The organism is Streptosporangium sp. NPDC000509 (assembly GCF_042898365.1).
Classification (GTDB): domain Bacteria; phylum Actinomycetota; class Actinomycetes; order Streptosporangiales; family Streptosporangiaceae; genus Streptosporangium.
The window spans coordinates 263,532-278,944 of record NZ_JBIAYX010000007.1; the positions used below are offsets into that span (position 1 = coordinate 263,532).

Consider the following 15,413-nt stretch of genomic DNA (forward strand, 5'->3'; position numbering starts at 1 on the left):
GTTGTTCCGCCCTCTCCAACCGGGCTAAACAGGTTCACATGACAGAGACACCAGCAGCCGGACGCCCCCTGCCGCGGCCACCGGTCGCCGATCGGCGGACCTGGCAGAAACGGATCGACGAACTCCGGGCCAAGGAGAAGGCCCACACCAGGGCCGGAGACGCACTCGCCGCCGAACGCCGTCGGCTGCCGATGGTCGAAGTCGATCCGCGGACTCCGCTGATCGGAGCCGACGGTCCGGTGCCGTTGATCGACATCTTCGGCGGCCGGTCCCAACTGATCGCCTACTTCCAGATGTGGCACACCGGTAGGCCCGCGGCGGAGCAGTGCATGGGCTGCACCTTCTCCACGTCCCACATCAACGAGTTGTCCTACCTGCACTCGCGGGACGTCGGCTACGCGACCTTCTGCCAGGGGCCGTACGAGGAGAGCTCGCGCTACCGCGACTTCATGGGCTGGACGATTCCCTGGTATTCGGTGCCGCAGGACGCCGTGGACCGGTTGGTCGCGGACCGGTACTTCGGCATCCTGGTCACCTATCTCCGCGACGACGACAAGGTCTACGAGACCTACTGGACCACCGGCCGCGGCAACGAACTGATGGCACCGTCGTACGGACTGCTGGATCTGACCGTCTACGGCCGACAGGAGTTCTGGGAGGACTCGCCGGAGGGCTGGCCTCAGCGTTGGGACAGCCGAGGCGACCAGTTTCTGCTGGACGGTCGCCCGACCGCCCAGTGGTCACGGATCAGGGCCGGATACGACGACGACCTCGGCGCCTCATCCGGTGATCATCACCAACCGCACTGCCACTGAACGGGCATCCGTCAGGGGGGAGAATCCACTGCTCGCCGCGCCAGGAGCGACCTGAGCCGATCCACCGCGAGCGCCGCCGCCCAGATCAAGCAACCCTTCCACTGCCTCCTTGCCGCACGCGGCACGGGCCGCGGCCGGCGATCGCTCGACGACCTCGGGGTCGTCGCGCAGGCTGTCGTGCGCGACCACGCGTGGCACGCCCAGCGGCGCCGGCCCTCGGATCACCGCCGCGGGCAGGCCGAGGAGGAGCCGCCTCACACGTCGTCTCGCGCGAGGGCGCCGGCGCGGAGCAGTCGCCACAGGCCGGCGAAGGCCAGCGTGGCCGTCACCGCGCTCATCCCGAGCCGTCCCCAGTGACCGGTCTCGAACTCGAACGCGGTCTGCCGCAGCACCTCCACGGAATGAACGGCGGCGCCCTGCTCGAACATGATGTCGTTGCGCGGCCAGAAGTACAGGACCGAGAACAGGAACTCGCCCAGCAGCAGTGACAGCAGGCTGCCACCGGCCCACAACCGCGTGTCCCGGATGGGCCACGCCAGGATCAGGGTCGCCACGGAGGCGATCACGGTCACCGCGCCCATCGGCGGGAAGAAGTCGGCGGGACCGCTCACCGCGAAGAACTCCACCGACTCGGCCAGGGAGGCCGGCACGTCGTGGAACACGTTGGGGTAGATGACGATCGTCTCTACCGCGATACCCCCGAACGCCACCATGGCGATCCAGACGTACGCGGTAAGGGCGGCAAGAGAAAGTCGATGTCGCATCAGCAGGCTCACTTAACGGATGGGAAGCTCGGACCTGATCACGCTACGAGTCCGCCCCTCGCCCCGTCTTCGGCCTGAAAGCCCGATGCGCGTACGCGTTTCGACGTACCTGCTCGCGGCCGACGCTTGATGGTGCGGGTAACTTCCAGTCCTGGAAACGGTCGCCTCTGAGGTATGACGGACGACGTCAGGGCTCCTCGTAGGCGAGGCTTCCGCAGCGACGGGGTGAAGGATCTGCAGCTCCTTCACCCCTCATGTGACGAGGTTCAGCTCAACCGGGCGTGTGCGTACGCGGCCATGGCGTCGCGCATGTACGCGGCCAGGCCCTCGGCGATCCGCTCGTAGTTCGCCCTGAACCGCTCATCGTCGACCTGCATCCGGCCCAGATGCACGTACTCCGCCGCGCTCGGCGTCCAGAATCGGGTCATGTGCCGGTAGTGAGCGTCGAGTTCGGCGAAAACCGCGGGGTCGTCGGCCGGTGTGCCGGCGGCCATGAGCTCGGCCATCCGGATCATTCCCGCCGTCGCCTCCCGTTGCGTGCGGTCGATCTCCTGCGGAGTCAGGGTGTCCAGGAGCTCCTGCTGCCCGGATCGCTCCCACTGCCCCGGCCACCGCTCGCGGGCCTCCGCGCCGTACCGCGCCCCGTCGAACCCCTCGAACAGATTCTCCGGCCTACTGATTTTGGACATGCCATCCTTCCCTTCGTTCTCCTCAAGGTCGGTGATGGTGCGAGCCACCATGCGGGCCACCGCGTCCAGCCGGTCGCGCTCCCCCAGCAGCCGCCGGTGGTGCTCACGCAGTGCCGCCACCGGATCGGTGTGCCGGTCGATGACTTCCCTGATCTCGGCGAGACCGAGGTCGAGCTCCCGCAGTACCAGGATCTGCTGCAACCGCAGCAGCTGGTCCTCCTCGTAGTGGCGATAGCCGTTCCCGCCGACCCAGGCAGGTGTCAGCAGCCCGATCTCGTCATAGTGCCGCAGAGTCCTCGACGTCACTCCGGACATCCGCGCCACCTGTGCGATCGACCACGACATGGCCCGCCCACCCGCTCTTCCCACCATCACCGAGCCGGTTTCTTCCGGCTCGTTCACGACGCTAGATGTTGACGTAACGGCAGAGTCAAGCCGAGAACGCACGGCCGTCGCGCAAAGAGAAAGAGCCGCGAACGGAACTTCGAGCTTCCAACCGGGCGTCACCGAACCCAGCCACAGCAGGGCCTGCTCATCCAGCCGGGCGAAGCTCACTCAAAGGTCCGGTGGGGAGCGCGATCCATCCCTCGGAGCGCGCCGAGTGAGCTTGGTCCTGTGTCGGAACGGTCACGAGACCCTGAGCTGCGGCTCGGGCGGTGAGCGCGGCGATGACGGCGTCCGTCGCATGGTCGGACGTCCGGCAGATTCGCTCGTGTTCCCCCAGGTCCAGCCATGGCGCCGCTTCCTGGAGTTCATCGACCAACCGAGCGAGTCCCCCACGATTCGCCGGGCTTTTATAGCGGCCGTGGGGCAGGCCCCAGCATCTGAGCGAGGCCGCGGGGTAGACCTCCGCCACGACGCCGGTGCCGCTACGGTCGACCGGCTGCCCCTGCCGGGCAAGCTCGGTGAGCAGGGCCGCGCAACGCAGGGCCGTGCTGCCGATGAGATTCGCGGAAACACTCAGAGGATAGAAGTCCAGGACTTCCTTCACCTCGTAGTCGGTGACCCGCATGGTGAACTGCCTGCGCCAGGCGACGTCCGTACTGCCCCCGGGCACAGCGACATGTCCCGTGCGGTGAGCCGTGATGAAATCAACGAACTTGTCCGGCCAGCCGAGCGGACAGTCGACACCGGCCTTGTCCGCACCTTTGATCGCTTCGACGATCAGATCATCGTCCGCCACAGTCTCCAGCCTGCGGACGCGGGCCCCGTCGGCAGACCAATCAAGCCAGGCCACCGCCGTCTCTTTCGCCTCTGTCGCCAGGTCAACACCAACCGTGAGCACCGTTTCACGATAAAACACCAGCTGATCAACGGACAGGCGGTACTTCTACGGAATCGGCTCATACCGCCGGTGTCCAGCTAAGGGGGAGGCTCACAACCAGTACGCCACCACCCGGCAGCGTGTCCAAGAGCCCGCTGCTGCCCCCGCCCGCCTGTACGCCGCTCTCACCTCACCAGGACTTCCATGATGACCGCTGCCTCCACCGCCGGTGCGGAGGGTCGGTCTGGACCAGGGGCGGGCCGGACGTCGAGCGGCGCGCGGCGCGCAATCTCCGTGACGACCTCGCATCCGGCCGGTGGGCCGAACGCGACCGCGACCTCGTCGATCTCGACGCGGCAGAGCTCGGCCTTCGCCTGCTGGTCGCCTGAACCCTCGCCGCGGTCCTGTGTCGCGCTCAGGCGGGACACCCGGGGGTTTGGTTCGCGGCGTCGCGGACACGACACCGGCTATGACTGCATGATGAGCCGGTGAGCACTTCCTCCAGCGAATCCGGCTCGGACCGGCCATGAGATTCCTCATCGTCGGCGGCAGCGGGTTTCTCGGCGGCGAACTCGTCCGGCAGTGTCTGGTGGCCGGGCATGAGGTGGCCGCGACCTACCTGACCCGACCGGGAAAGACCGCGGGTGTCGAGTGGTCGCCGCTCGATGTGCGCCGACGAGACGACGTCGACACGCTGATCGGCGCGTTCCGGCCGGAGGCCGTCGTCAACGCCGCGTACCTGCAGACAGACTGGGCGACCACGGCGACCGGAGCCGCGAACGTGGCCCTCGCCGTCGCTGCGGCAGGTGGACGCCTGGTCCATGTGTCCAGCGACACGGTCTTCTCCGGCGCCGCGATTCGCTACGACGAGACGTGCCTCCCCGACCCGATCTCCCCGTACGGTGCGGCCAAGGCCGCCGCCGAGACAGCGGTGAGCGCGATCGCGCCGACCTCGGTGACAGCCCGGACATCCCTGATCATCGGCGACGGCGGTTCTCCGCACGAGGCGCTGGTGCATTCACTCGCCACCGGCAGGGCGCGCGGAGCGCTGTTCACCGACGACGTGCGATGCCCCGTGCATGTCGTCGATCTCGCCGCGGCGCTCCTCGAACTCGCCGTGTCCGAGTATCACGGCGTCCACCATGTCGCCGGCACCGATGCGATCAGCCGGTACGAGCTGGGACTGCTCATCGCCCGACGCGACGGGCTCGACGCGGACCGATTGCCCACAGGTCGGAGAGCGGACACCAACGTGCCCGGCCCACTGGATGTGCGCCTGGAGTGTGAGATGACTCAGCGACGACTTCGGACCAGGCTGCGTGGCGCGCGGCGGTTTCTGGAGTGACGTTTCCGTCACCGACGTCCGGCGTCGCGGAGTACGCCGGACGTCGGTGACCCTGTTCTCCACACGTGACCGATCTTCAGCGGAGACCTGGCGCCACCGGCCGATCGGTCGCCGCTCAAGCGCCGAATAAGCTCAGGCGCGTCACTTCATTCCGAGCACATCAGGGAGCCCCATAAGTGGTGATCATCGCTCAGGAGACGTCGTTCGACGAGGCCGAGATGTTCGAGCTCTACGACTCGGTCGGCTGGGGCCCGTGGACGCACGACGTCACCCGGGTATGCCGGAGCCTGGCCAACTCGCACCTGGTCATCACCGCCAGGGACGAGTCGGGCAAGCTGCTCGGCCTGGCGCGGACGGTATCCGACGACGAGATCGTCTGCTACGTGCAGGAACTGCTGGTCAACGCCCGACACCACGGCAAGGGCGTCGGCCGCCGACTGCTGGAACACCTCAAGGACCGATACGCGCACTGCCGCTACTTCGTCCTCACCACCGACCACGAGTCCACCCCGGCAGGCCCCGCGAACCACGCCTTCTACCGACGCCTCGACCTGATCGAGCACCACGAGCAGGGCTTGTCGGCCTTCGGCCTGCGGGTGCGCGACCCGCAGAGCCTCTAGACGAGCAAGTCCGGAGTGCGGGAACCGTGTTTCGCCGAGCATCGACCCGCAGATCAGCTGTCGTGGATGGCGTCGAATTCACCGCGGGTGATCGCCAGGACCCGCACTGGCTGCCCGTAGGCCGGGACTACCGTCTCCCGCTCCTGGCGCATGCCCAGCTTCGTCATAACGCGGGCGGACGCGTGGTGATCGACGTGGCAGATACTAATGATCCGATCCAAGCCCGCTTCGGCGAATCCGAAGCGCAGTGCCTCTCCGGCTGCCTCAGTGGCGATACCCCGGCCCCAGAAACGCCGTCCCAGACGCCAACCGATCTCCACAGCCGGCAGAACTTCGGGAAGGTAGCCGGGGACCGTCAGCCCCACCCAGCCGACCAGTTCCCCGGTCTCGCGCAGCTCCACGGCGAACATTCCGAAGCCACGCTCGTCCCACTCCCGTTCCATGAACGCGAGCGCGGCGGCGGTCTGCTCCTTGCTGCGGATCGAGCCATCACCGATGAAGCGCATGACCTCCGGATCTCCGTCGATCGCGGCCAGCGGCTCCAGATCCTCCTCACACCAGCGACGCAGCACCAGCCGCTCGGTTCTCACTCCCATCACGATCGTTTTCCCCTCATTCGGGCTGCCTTCAGGCATCCGGTCCCGCAGACACAGCGAGGGCGCCCAGGATCCTGTTGTGTCGACACCGACTCGACCGCTTCCCGCCAGGCCGGGCCGTGCAGACATCCGGTCCGGACGAGCCGGTCCGCGAGGTCACGGCGAAGCCGGGCCGCCGACGCGGGCGTGCCATGAACGGTCACGGTCGTTCCTCCAGGAGTAGATCGGCGAGAGTCGCGACGATCGGCAGACCGGTGGCGGCTTCGATCGACGTGGCTGGCCGGTCAGGTGGAGCGGTGGTGCATCCATGCTCGCTCTGCCTTGCCTTGACGCCGGTGACAGGGTTCTAGTGTGGCCGCGACAGACGGGTGGGGACGTCGTCGACGCATGGTGAGGCCGTGACGCCGCCTCGGTACCGGCCATGCCGATCTGCGACCGCCCGTCCATCGCACCGACCGGCCGACCGAAGGAACGACGATGAAGTTCGCAGTCAGCTACAGCACGCCCTACCACGGCGTCGACCCCGACACGATCGTGGCCTACGCCCGGCACGCCGAGGACTGCGGCTTCGAGGCGCTGTATCTGCCCGAGCACATCGCGCTGTACCCCGGTGCGGCGGTCGGGCGCTTCGAGTTCCCGCCGTCGCTACCGTACTTCGATCCGCTCGATTGCCTGAGCTTCGTCGCCGCGGCCACGCGAAGGATCCTGCTCGGGACGGGTGTGCTGCTGCTGCCCTACCACCATCCGGTGGTCCTCGCCAAGCGCCTGGCGACTATCGACGTGCTGTCCAAGGGGCGGATGCGGCTGCTGACCGTGGGGCTCGGCACCCTGCCCGGTGAGGCCAGGGCGACGGGCGTCGACTTCGGCACCCGTGGGCGTCGCGCCGACGAGGCGATCGACGTGATGCGGCTGCTCTGGGCCGGTGGTGAAGAGGGGGTCGACTTCGACGGCGAGTTTTTCTCCTTCGACAAGCTGTGCCAGTTTCCGAAGCCATACGGGGTCACCCACCTGCCGATCCACGTCGGCGGATCGAGCCGGGCGGCCGCACGCCGCGCCGGACGACGCGGCGACGGCTACTTCCCGGGTGGCGCGCTCGCCCCGGACGAACGCGCCCTCCAGATGGACCTCGCCCGGGCCGCCGCCGCCGCCGAGGCGGGCCGCAGCCCGGAAACGCTGGAGTACACGCGATCGGGGGCGATCGACATGACCGCCGAACAGGTCGAGGCGTTCGCCGCGCAAGGCGTGACCCGCATCGTCGTGAGTGCCACCGCCACCGAACCGGAACGGCAACGCGAGGAGATGTCCGCGTTCGCCCAGCGGTTCGCCCTTCTCGACACCACCGAGGCGGGGGCACGCACCTGACGCCCGCCCCGCTTCTCGAACCGGGCCCGGCCGGTTCGCCGCTTGTCCGGCCTCGCACCGAGCCCGGCTGCCTGCCGCGCTAACCCGCCGGGCGCAGGACCCGCTGCCAGGAGGTGTGCGTGTCGTGCAGGGCGCGTTCGCGCCGGTCGACGGTCACACAGATGTTGTCACCGGCGAACGCCTCACGCCAGACGTAGCCCTGGATGCAGGAGCGCGGCCCGTCCGGACCGTTCGTCCAGCGACCGGCCCCCATCATGTTGTCGGCGATCACCTGGTCGCGGATCTCCTGGGTGACGCAGACCTGATCGAAGCTGTCGGCCCCCCGCCAGACGTAGCCCGGTTTGCAGGCGTTGGGACCCAGGACCAACCTGGCCGGGTTGGCCCGCGAGGTGGCGGCGGCGTTGTCGGCGATCACCTGCCGGCGCGCGACGGAGCTCACGCACACGGTGTCGGAGGGCGTGGCCAGCCGCCGCGTACGCTGGAGGAGGCATTTGCCGTTCTCCTCCCAGTTCGGCGCGTCCGCGGTGTCGGCCTGGGTCTCCTCGTGAACAGCCGGTGTCACGCACACCAGGTCGTTGGGCGTCGCCTTGCGGTGGACGTAGCCTGCCAGGCACTTCTGCGTGATGCCGGTGCTGACCGTGACGACCGCCTCGTCCTGGCCCACGGAGTCGATGGAGACGCTGACCCCGTTGGTGTTCAGCGACGTCACGGGATCACGCGTTATGCGGTCCCTCAGCAAATACGACCTGCCCTCCCTGACCTCGTGCAGGAGCACGATGTCGCCGGGGATTCCCTTACTCTGGCCGGTCTTCTTGCGGAACTCCACCGTGTAGTAGTTGAACGGGTCGGCGACGTTGAACGGGACGCGCACCAACAGCGTGCCCGTCGAGCCGGGCTGGTCCAGGGGTACGAGGCGCACCGTCCGGTCGGCCACGCCGTCCGCGCCGAGCGTGACGATCCGGTGGGGTTCCAGCCAGCCCATCTCGTCCCGGTTGGGACCGTTGAAGCCGACCGCGCTGGTGCCGAACCTCTGCGTCTCGTACGTGTGGATGTGCATGGCGCTCATGACGTCCCACTGGTCGTCGTACTCGCCGAACTGTGCCCAGTCGGCGTTGCGGTAGGTGGGGTCGTCGGAGAAGGAGTGGTCCCTGTCGTAGCCGTGCAGTATCTCGTGGGTGGTGAAGCCGAGGTTCCAGGCGAGCGGGTCCAGCAGTATCCGGCCCCCTCCCGCGGAGCCCGAGTCCCACGCGTAGTTGACCATGACGGCGACCCGGTGGTTGGACGGGACGGTGTAGCCCGCGGCGGCGGCCGTCCGGACGCAGTCCTCGGTCCGCTGCCACCGGTCCTTTGCCTTGGCCTGCGCGACCGTGACGGGCATCGTGTACCAGCCCTTCACCACCGATCCGGACACGCTCGTGCGCCCGTGCGACTGATCGGCGAGATAGTCGGCGAACCCGCCGAGTCCCTTGCCCGCGTCGGTGAACAGCTCCCGGAAGAACTGCGGGGGCCTGGGCTCCGTATCCGGATGGTCGGCGAACTTGCACAGCAGCACCGACCAGGGCAGGTCCCCCTGCACCGGGTACGCCTGTGCCGGTAGGACGGGCACGCAGACCAGGGTGAGCAGCGTGATCGCGGCGGTCAGGAACGATCTTCGTAAACGCATGGGTCCTCCATCGGGAACACCTGAGATCAGGCCGAAGATCTCAACCACCGGTTGTCGCTCACTTGTGTGCGAATGGGACCTCGCAGCCGGGTCCTGACCGGTGCCGTCACTCATGAGGTGACCGCCGGGTCACATGCCGGCCACCCGCCTGAAAGGGCTCCCCGGGGAGTGGTTCCAAGGCGCACGTCTCGGCCGCCGAGCCGTGCGCCCGGACGGCGCCGGGCCGCCTTGAACCGCGCATCCCGGGCCGGTTTCTCCACCATTGAGATGCAAGCCGTCTCCCATCACCGTTCGGCACCGTGGCATGAGCGTGAGACGGCGAGGTGTCGCTCAGGGCATCGGCCACCGCCGTCCACGGCATTCCATCGCGCCCATCGTGAAACGAAGGTGCTCATGAAACGTGTCACGACCCTGCTCGTCCTCGGCCTGCTCGCCGCGCTGATACCTGGGACCGCCCACGCGGACTACGAGTACGGCCAGGCGGTCGTCCAGAGCGTCCAGGTCGACAAGCCCACCTACGCGGGGCCGTGCCATGGAAGGGAGAACGATCTCAAGGTAACCGTGCAACTGACCTACACCGGTCCGGGTCGGGCCTATGTGTCCTACACGTTGAGCGGGATCAGCGACGAATACGTGCACCATGTCCATCAGCAGGAGCAGAACGGGCCGGGCACGTACGAGTTTCGGATTCCGTTGACCGAGTCGGGGACCAGGCAGCTCAAGGTGGTCGGCCTGGTGTGGAACGGCGGCGAGCCGATCGAGACCGGCACACCGGTACAGGTCACGATCGACCGAACCTGCCAGGACGCGAAGGCGACCGTCGAGCCCGTGGGCGACTACACCGGGCTGTGCGGATCGGAGACCACCACCCCGATCAAGGGAGTGATCACCTCACCGATCGCGCAGACGGTCCGCTACCAGTGGTACTACGCCATCACGTACGGCGGCTCCCCCGTGCCCGGCCACGAGATCCAGACACTCGTCTTCGACAGCCCCGGAGCCCGTGAGGTCACCGGCTTCCTGCCGCGCACTTCGTCGGGTTGGCCCAGGCGTTACTACATCAATATCATCGAGCCTTCGCCCAACCCCAGCCAGGCTGTGATCAACCAGACGACCTGCGCGACCCCGCCCGTGGACATCGCCGGCGCGAGCCGGTTGAACTACGACGGCCCGTGTGGTCCGGACTTCTCGACCCCGACACGCGCCATGATCACCAGCGGCAAGGGGGAGACGCGCTACCAGTGGGTCGACGAGAACGCGACCCCTCTGCCCGGGACCGGCGTGCAAACCGTGAACATCTCGGAGCACGGCGGCACGCGGTACGTGGACGGCCCGCGGCTGCCCAGACAGCGCCCGGGGAGCGGAAAGGTGGGAATCGTCTTCCCCGACCTGCGTACGGACGTGATCGGCCTGGCCTCCTGGTCCACGACCTGCCGCCCCCTCGCGACACCGAACCTGACCCAGGTCGAGTTCACCAGCGAGGAGGAGTCCTGCGAGCTGCGCCGGCCCGCCACCTTCACGCTGAAAGGCTCGATCACCGCGCTGGGGCCGGGTCCCATCCGCTACGCGTACGCACGCAAGAGCGCCCAGACGAACAACGCCTGGGTCCGCGACCCCTGGACCTCGCTGACGCTCACCTCGGCCGGCACGGTCGACGTGCCCAAGCAATGGACGGTGCCCTTCTCCCGGCAAGGGGAACAGGGATACTGGCGCCTTGAGATCGACGAGCCGTACACGGGCGTGTCCGGCCAGGCCCGCTACTGGTTCTTCTGTTCCAACTGGCCGTAAGTTTTTTTATCCCGGGCTTCCGAGCCCTTCTCCCGCCGAACAGGGCGTTCTGTCGCTCTGGCCGCTGAGGAGTGCTCGGGACCGGTGAATGACGTGGCCAACCGGTCAGGTGGAGCGATGGTGCACCCATGCTCGTCCTGCCTCAGCGGCCCGCGCACGGAAATCGCGCCCTTCCTCCGGGCCGAACCGCGCCTTGTACAGGCGGAACAGCGTCCACAGCGCGGCCAGGCCGGTGACCGCGTCCGCGGGTGCTGACTGCCAGGCCGGTACGCGGGCCAGAAGCGCCTCGGCCTGCTCCGGGGTGTGGCCCGCCTCGATGAGGCGGGGAGCGAGCATCACGGCGTCCACCCACACGGCACCGCGCACCGCGAACGCCCAGTCGATGACGTACGCTCGCCCGTCGCCGATCCGGAAGTTGCCGGGGTGCAGGTCGTAGTGGAGAAGGGTGTCCCCCTCCAGCGCGTCGAGGCTGAACGTGGTGAGGGCCGTCTCGTACATGGCCCGGTCCGGCAGCTCCCCGGCGAGCAGGCTCGCGGCCTTGGCCTGGAGTCCTGCGATGTTCACCGCGACCTCCGGAAGCCCGCCGGGGCACGGGGTGAGCGCCTCGTTCAGGACGACCAGGGTGTCCAGCACGAGCGGCACATCCGGCGAACCAGGCGACAGGTCGGCGTCCCGGCCGTCGACGTACTCGTGCAGCAGCACGACCCACCCGTCCACTTCGCCACTCCAGCGCAGGCGGGGCGCGGGCAGGCCGGGTGGCAGTACGGCACCGGCTCGTCGTTCCCGCTCGTACAGGGTCGCGGCCGGGTTGGCGGTGGGGACGGCCTTGAGGAAGACGATCCTGTAGTCATCGGTGTACAGGCGGGCAGTGAGCCCTGGCATGAGCCCCTTGGTCACGGGGTCGGCCTTGAGGACCTGGCCGACCTGCTGCTCGACGGTGGCGCGCACGTTGCTGGGGAGGTCGTCCCACTGGGGTTTCATGGTCAGCTCTCCCTCGGGTCGTCGGCGCAGCCCGCGTAGCACTGGCTGCATTCGCCGGTGGGGATCCACCTTCGAGAATGACTGTCAGGCCAGCGGCTTGTATGGCCTCGACGGTAGTCCCGCTCGCGGTTACGGGGTGGGAGGTCGTCTCAGCGTCAGCGGGTGCGGCGAATGAACCGGCCTGCAACCCTCGTGTAGAAGGCGAATGTACGTCAGAAAGGCATACCAGCCGGAATCACAACCTCCAGGTCCCGCCGAATCCCCTTCCCACATCCGGCCGCGCGAGCGCTCACCGTCCGCATCCTGGGCAGGACGGATCCGAAAGCACCGAGATTGGAGCACGGGGATTCGATACCTGGCTCAGGTAGTGCCAAGGCTTGCCTGCTGGAAGATGTCTGCGGGGAGGGGGTAGGCCAGCCGCCAGATGATCTGCATTGGTCGCTCGCCCTTGGACGACACGTATGTCATCGGTCCTGCGTAAAAGAACGGTGGGGCGCCGAGGGAGCCGTCCTCGTCCTTGGACTCGCGGAGGAAGAGGTGCACAGTTGAGCCGCCGTTGATGTAACGCTGGCCGGTTGGTGAGGATGCGCGGGTGGTGCTCTGCGACTCCCAGTGGAAGAGCGTTGTGCTGATCGCTCGGTCGTTGTACATGGTGCTCGGGGAGAAACCCTCGGTCTTGCGTAGGGTCACGAAGAAGACGTCGGCTTTCGCCTCGGGGATCCACTTGACGCCCTCGCGAACGTTCCCAGGACGGTCGACGCCAAAAGCTGCCAGTGCTTCGTTCTTGGAGTATCGAGCGTGTAGGCGCAGCGGCAGGCCGGCGATCTCCCGAGTGACCCGGTGCATGCGCTCTTCCAGGATTGACGCTATAGCCCGTAGCTCCTCGGCACGCTGAGGGTGATCAGCCAGCAGTTTCAGGACAGTGTCCCCTCCATCGAAGGACACGTTTCCACCGATCAGAGCAACGTGCAGCATCGCGCGTAGACGTTGATCTTCAACGGCGTCTCCGCGAAGCTGAGCCAGCCGCAGAGGATCGTCCACATGAAGAAGGCGGCCGATCGCCCGGCCAAGCTTGCGGTCGGCTTCCTCATCCGCGATGGGGCGATTCTCAGCTTGACGGCGCAGCCCAACCCAACCGCCTCGGCCGGAACGATAGAGGTCTTCGAGCTCATGACCCGTCTCGGCCAAAAACTCGGCGAGGGAAATCTCGGGCATTGAGCGAAGCTCAGCTATCAGGTCCTTCCAGGAGAGGCGAAGAGCTCGGCGTACGTTGTCGAGGACCATCTCGGTCACTACGTCGTCGAGCTGGAGGTGGCACCCAGCGGGGAGGGTGGGGTTGGGCAACACTCCGGGAAGCTTGCGCCGAGACACCCCCGTGAGCGCAGACAGCCGCAGGTCAAAGCGGAACTCGGCCCGCTGGTGCCCGACAAAATCCAGTGCGGTGAGACACGTCTTACCTGGATCAAGACGTAGGCCTCGACCGAGCTGCTGCAGAAAAACCGTGGCGCTCTCCGTGGGGCGCAGGAAGAGGACGGTATCCACCTCTGGGATATCCACGCCTTCGTTGAACAGGTCCACGGTGAACAGCATGTTGATCTCGCGCTTCCTCATGCGCTGTACGGCGGCACGACGCTCATCTCGTGGTGTGTCACCAGTCACGGCCAGGGAAGGGATGCCGTGCTTGGTGAACTGATCAGCCATGAATCTGGCGTGCTGAACGCTTACGCAGAAGCCCAAGGCACGCATCTCGCCAGGGTGAGCGATCTTGTTCTTGACAGCCTGCAGAATGAGACGGACCCGGGCGTGGTTCCCGGTGTAGAGATCGCTGAGAGCCTTCTCGTCGTAGTGTCCGCGGCGCCACGCTACGTCGGCTAGGGACACTTCATCGTGGATGCCAAAGTAGTGGAACGGAGCAAGAAGCTGCTGTTCAAGTGCCTGCCAGAGGCGTAGCTCGTAGGCGATCCGTCCATCAAAGAACGCTCCAACGTTGATGCCGTCGGTTCGCTCAGGAGTAGCAGTCAGGCCAAGGAGATAGCACGGCTTGAAATGCTCTAGCAGCCTCCGGTACGTGGGAGCCTCCGCATGGTGGAACTCATCCACGATCACCATGTCGAATCGGGCTGGATCGAGTTCTTCAAGGTTGACGTTCGCCAGCGACTGGACCGAAGCGAAGACATGTCGCCACTTCTTCGGTCGGTTCCCCGCGACGAACCTCTCCCCGAACTCCCCGTCGCGGAGCGTCTGCCGGAAGGTGGCCATGCTCTGGGTCAGAATGCTGTCTCGGTGAGCCACGAACAGCACGCTGTCGGCCTTGCCTGCCTCGACCAGCCTTCGGTAGTCGAGCGCGGCGACCACGGTCTTGCCCGTACCGGTCGCCATGACGACCAGGTTGTGCGTACGGCCATGCACCTCGCGCTCGGCTTCCAACTTTTCCAGCGCCTCGGCTTGATACCAACGCGGAAGCACATCCAGCGCGGCGATCTCCAGGGGCAGATCAACCGGGATCGCCCCACCCTCACGCTTGAGCGCTTCGGCCAACCGGGACCCGTCACGGGCCGGGTCATAGTCTTCGAACGCTGGATCGGCCCAGTACTGCTCGAAGGTAGCGGTGAACGTTGAAAGCAGATGGGCCTGCTCAACCTGGGTGAGCCGTACGTTCCACTCCAGGCCATCCAACTGCGCGGCCTTGGACAGGTTGGACGAGCCGACGTACGCGGTCGAGAAGCCGGTGTTCCTATGGAACATCCACGCTTTAGCGTGGAGCCTGGTGCTGAGCGTCTCGTACGAGATCTTGACCTTGGCACCGAGATCCACCAGGCGATCCAGCGCGGTCCTGTCCGTTGCCCCGATGTATGTCGTAGTGATCACCCTGAGCTCGCCGCCTCTGGCGATGAACTCCTTGATCGGCCCTTCAATGAGACGCAGGCCGTACCACTTGATGAAGGCGCAGATCAGATCCACCCGGTCGGCAGTCGCGAACTCCCGCATGACCTCGGTGCCGATGCTCGGCTGGCCTCGTCCGTTTACGAGGAGGGCGCTGGCAGAAAGCGGAGTCTCAGGCCGAACCAACGGTTCCGGCCGCCCAGGAACTCCCGATGGCTGCCGTACTTCGGTAAGCAACTGCCCAGGCTGAACGACCCGTTCCTCCGCGTCTTCACTGTCGAGAAACCCGTTGATGATCGCCTCAGCGATGTGGTTCGCCCGGTCAATCTGCTGCTCAGGAGACTTGGCAGCACGCAAGGCATGACGTGTCAGAGCGGCAATGTGCCGTACGAGGTAGTCCTCCGCTACCGCCTGTTCAACGGAGGTGACCTCTACCAACTCGTCCGGAAGCGCGCGCAGGCGCCTGTCCAGAGCGTGCGTGACGATCTGTTCGTATGCCCCAGGCGCGAGATCACTCATAAACCAGCAATCTAAGCAGCACCTGAGACCTCTTGCTGCGTAATCGTCAAACTCCTCGTCTTACGCAGCACCCCACTGCACACAAGACGCCATGATCGTTATTTTCGGATTCACGACTCGTCAT

At 66.6% G+C, this 15,413-nt stretch carries 13 protein-coding genes; 6 read left to right on the forward strand and 7 right to left on the reverse strand.

What is annotated here, in order from left to right:
- Nucleotides 1–38 precede the first annotated feature (38 nt).
- The gene (locus tag ACFY3D_RS15550; protein WP_389979837.1) at nt 39–815 is read left to right on the forward strand and encodes a DUF899 family protein; all 777 of its coding nucleotides are present in this window, start codon (nt 39–41) and stop codon (nt 813–815) included.
- Between the two features lie 254 nt (nt 816–1,069).
- Here the strand turns inward: ACFY3D_RS15550 and ACFY3D_RS15555 are convergent, their stop codons facing one another.
- From ACFY3D_RS15555 to ACFY3D_RS15565, 3 genes are all read right to left on the reverse strand, one after another.
- Entirely contained in the window at nt 1,070–1,579 is a 510-nt protein-coding gene (locus ACFY3D_RS15555; protein ID WP_389979840.1) for a hypothetical protein, read from the reverse strand.
- Between the two features lie 266 nt (nt 1,580–1,845).
- The gene (locus ACFY3D_RS15560) at nt 1,846–2,670 is read right to left on the reverse strand and encodes a MerR family transcriptional regulator (protein WP_389979843.1); all 825 of its coding nucleotides are present in this window, start codon (nt 2,668–2,670) and stop codon (nt 1,846–1,848) included.
- A gap of 130 nt (nt 2,671–2,800) precedes the next feature.
- Complete coding sequence (locus tag ACFY3D_RS15565; protein WP_389979846.1) at nt 2,801–3,553, reverse strand: DUF429 domain-containing protein; 753 nt, start codon at nt 3,551–3,553, stop codon at nt 2,801–2,803.
- A 119-nt stretch (nt 3,554–3,672) separates the two neighbouring features.
- Between ACFY3D_RS15565 and ACFY3D_RS15570 the strand changes: the two genes are divergently transcribed.
- The 3 genes from ACFY3D_RS15570 (at nt 3,673) to ACFY3D_RS15580 (ending at nt 5,497) form a co-directional block, all read left to right on the forward strand.
- On the forward strand, nt 3,673–3,921 hold the full coding sequence (locus ACFY3D_RS15570; protein WP_389979849.1) for a hypothetical protein: 249 nt from the start codon (nt 3,673–3,675) through the stop codon (nt 3,919–3,921).
- Nucleotides 3,922–4,058: 137 nt separating this feature from the next.
- Entirely contained in the window at nt 4,059–4,877 is an 819-nt protein-coding gene (locus ACFY3D_RS15575; protein ID WP_389979852.1) for a sugar nucleotide-binding protein, read from the forward strand.
- Between the two features lie 176 nt (nt 4,878–5,053).
- Nucleotides 5,054–5,497, forward strand: coding sequence for a GNAT family N-acetyltransferase (locus ACFY3D_RS15580; protein ID WP_389979855.1), 444 nt, complete (start codon nt 5,054–5,056; stop codon nt 5,495–5,497).
- A gap of 53 nt (nt 5,498–5,550) precedes the next feature.
- Here the strand turns inward: ACFY3D_RS15580 and ACFY3D_RS15585 are convergent, their stop codons facing one another.
- On the reverse strand, nt 5,551–6,132 hold the full coding sequence (locus ACFY3D_RS15585; RefSeq protein WP_389979858.1) for a GNAT family N-acetyltransferase: 582 nt from the start codon (nt 6,130–6,132) through the stop codon (nt 5,551–5,553).
- 438 nt (nt 6,133–6,570) lie between these two features.
- Here ACFY3D_RS15585 and ACFY3D_RS15590 point away from each other — a divergent pair, with 438 nt between their 5' ends.
- Nucleotides 6,571–7,455 (forward strand): TIGR03619 family F420-dependent LLM class oxidoreductase, encoded by an 885-nt coding sequence (locus ACFY3D_RS15590; RefSeq protein WP_389979861.1) that lies wholly within the window; start codon nt 6,571–6,573, stop codon nt 7,453–7,455.
- Between the two features lie 79 nt (nt 7,456–7,534).
- Here ACFY3D_RS15590 and ACFY3D_RS15595 read toward each other — a convergent pair whose 3' ends face one another.
- Nucleotides 7,535–9,118: a hypothetical protein gene (locus tag ACFY3D_RS15595; RefSeq protein WP_389979864.1), complete on the reverse strand. Its 1,584-nt coding sequence runs from the start codon at nt 9,116–9,118 to the stop codon at nt 7,535–7,537.
- Nucleotides 9,119–9,511: 393 nt separating this feature from the next.
- Here ACFY3D_RS15595 and ACFY3D_RS15600 point away from each other — a divergent pair, with 393 nt between their 5' ends.
- A complete protein-coding gene (locus ACFY3D_RS15600; RefSeq protein ID WP_389979867.1) occupies nt 9,512–10,906 on the forward strand; it encodes a hypothetical protein in 1,395 nt (464 codons plus the stop codon).
- Nucleotides 10,907–11,011: 105 nt separating this feature from the next.
- Here the strand turns inward: ACFY3D_RS15600 and ACFY3D_RS15605 are convergent, their stop codons facing one another.
- A complete protein-coding gene (locus tag ACFY3D_RS15605) occupies nt 11,012–11,887 on the reverse strand; it encodes a phosphotransferase family protein (RefSeq protein ID WP_389979870.1) in 876 nt (291 codons plus the stop codon).
- Between the two features lie 360 nt (nt 11,888–12,247).
- On the reverse strand, nt 12,248–15,289 hold the full coding sequence (locus tag ACFY3D_RS15610; protein WP_389979872.1) for a DUF3427 domain-containing protein: 3,042 nt from the start codon (nt 15,287–15,289) through the stop codon (nt 12,248–12,250).
- Nucleotides 15,290–15,413 lie beyond the last annotated feature (124 nt).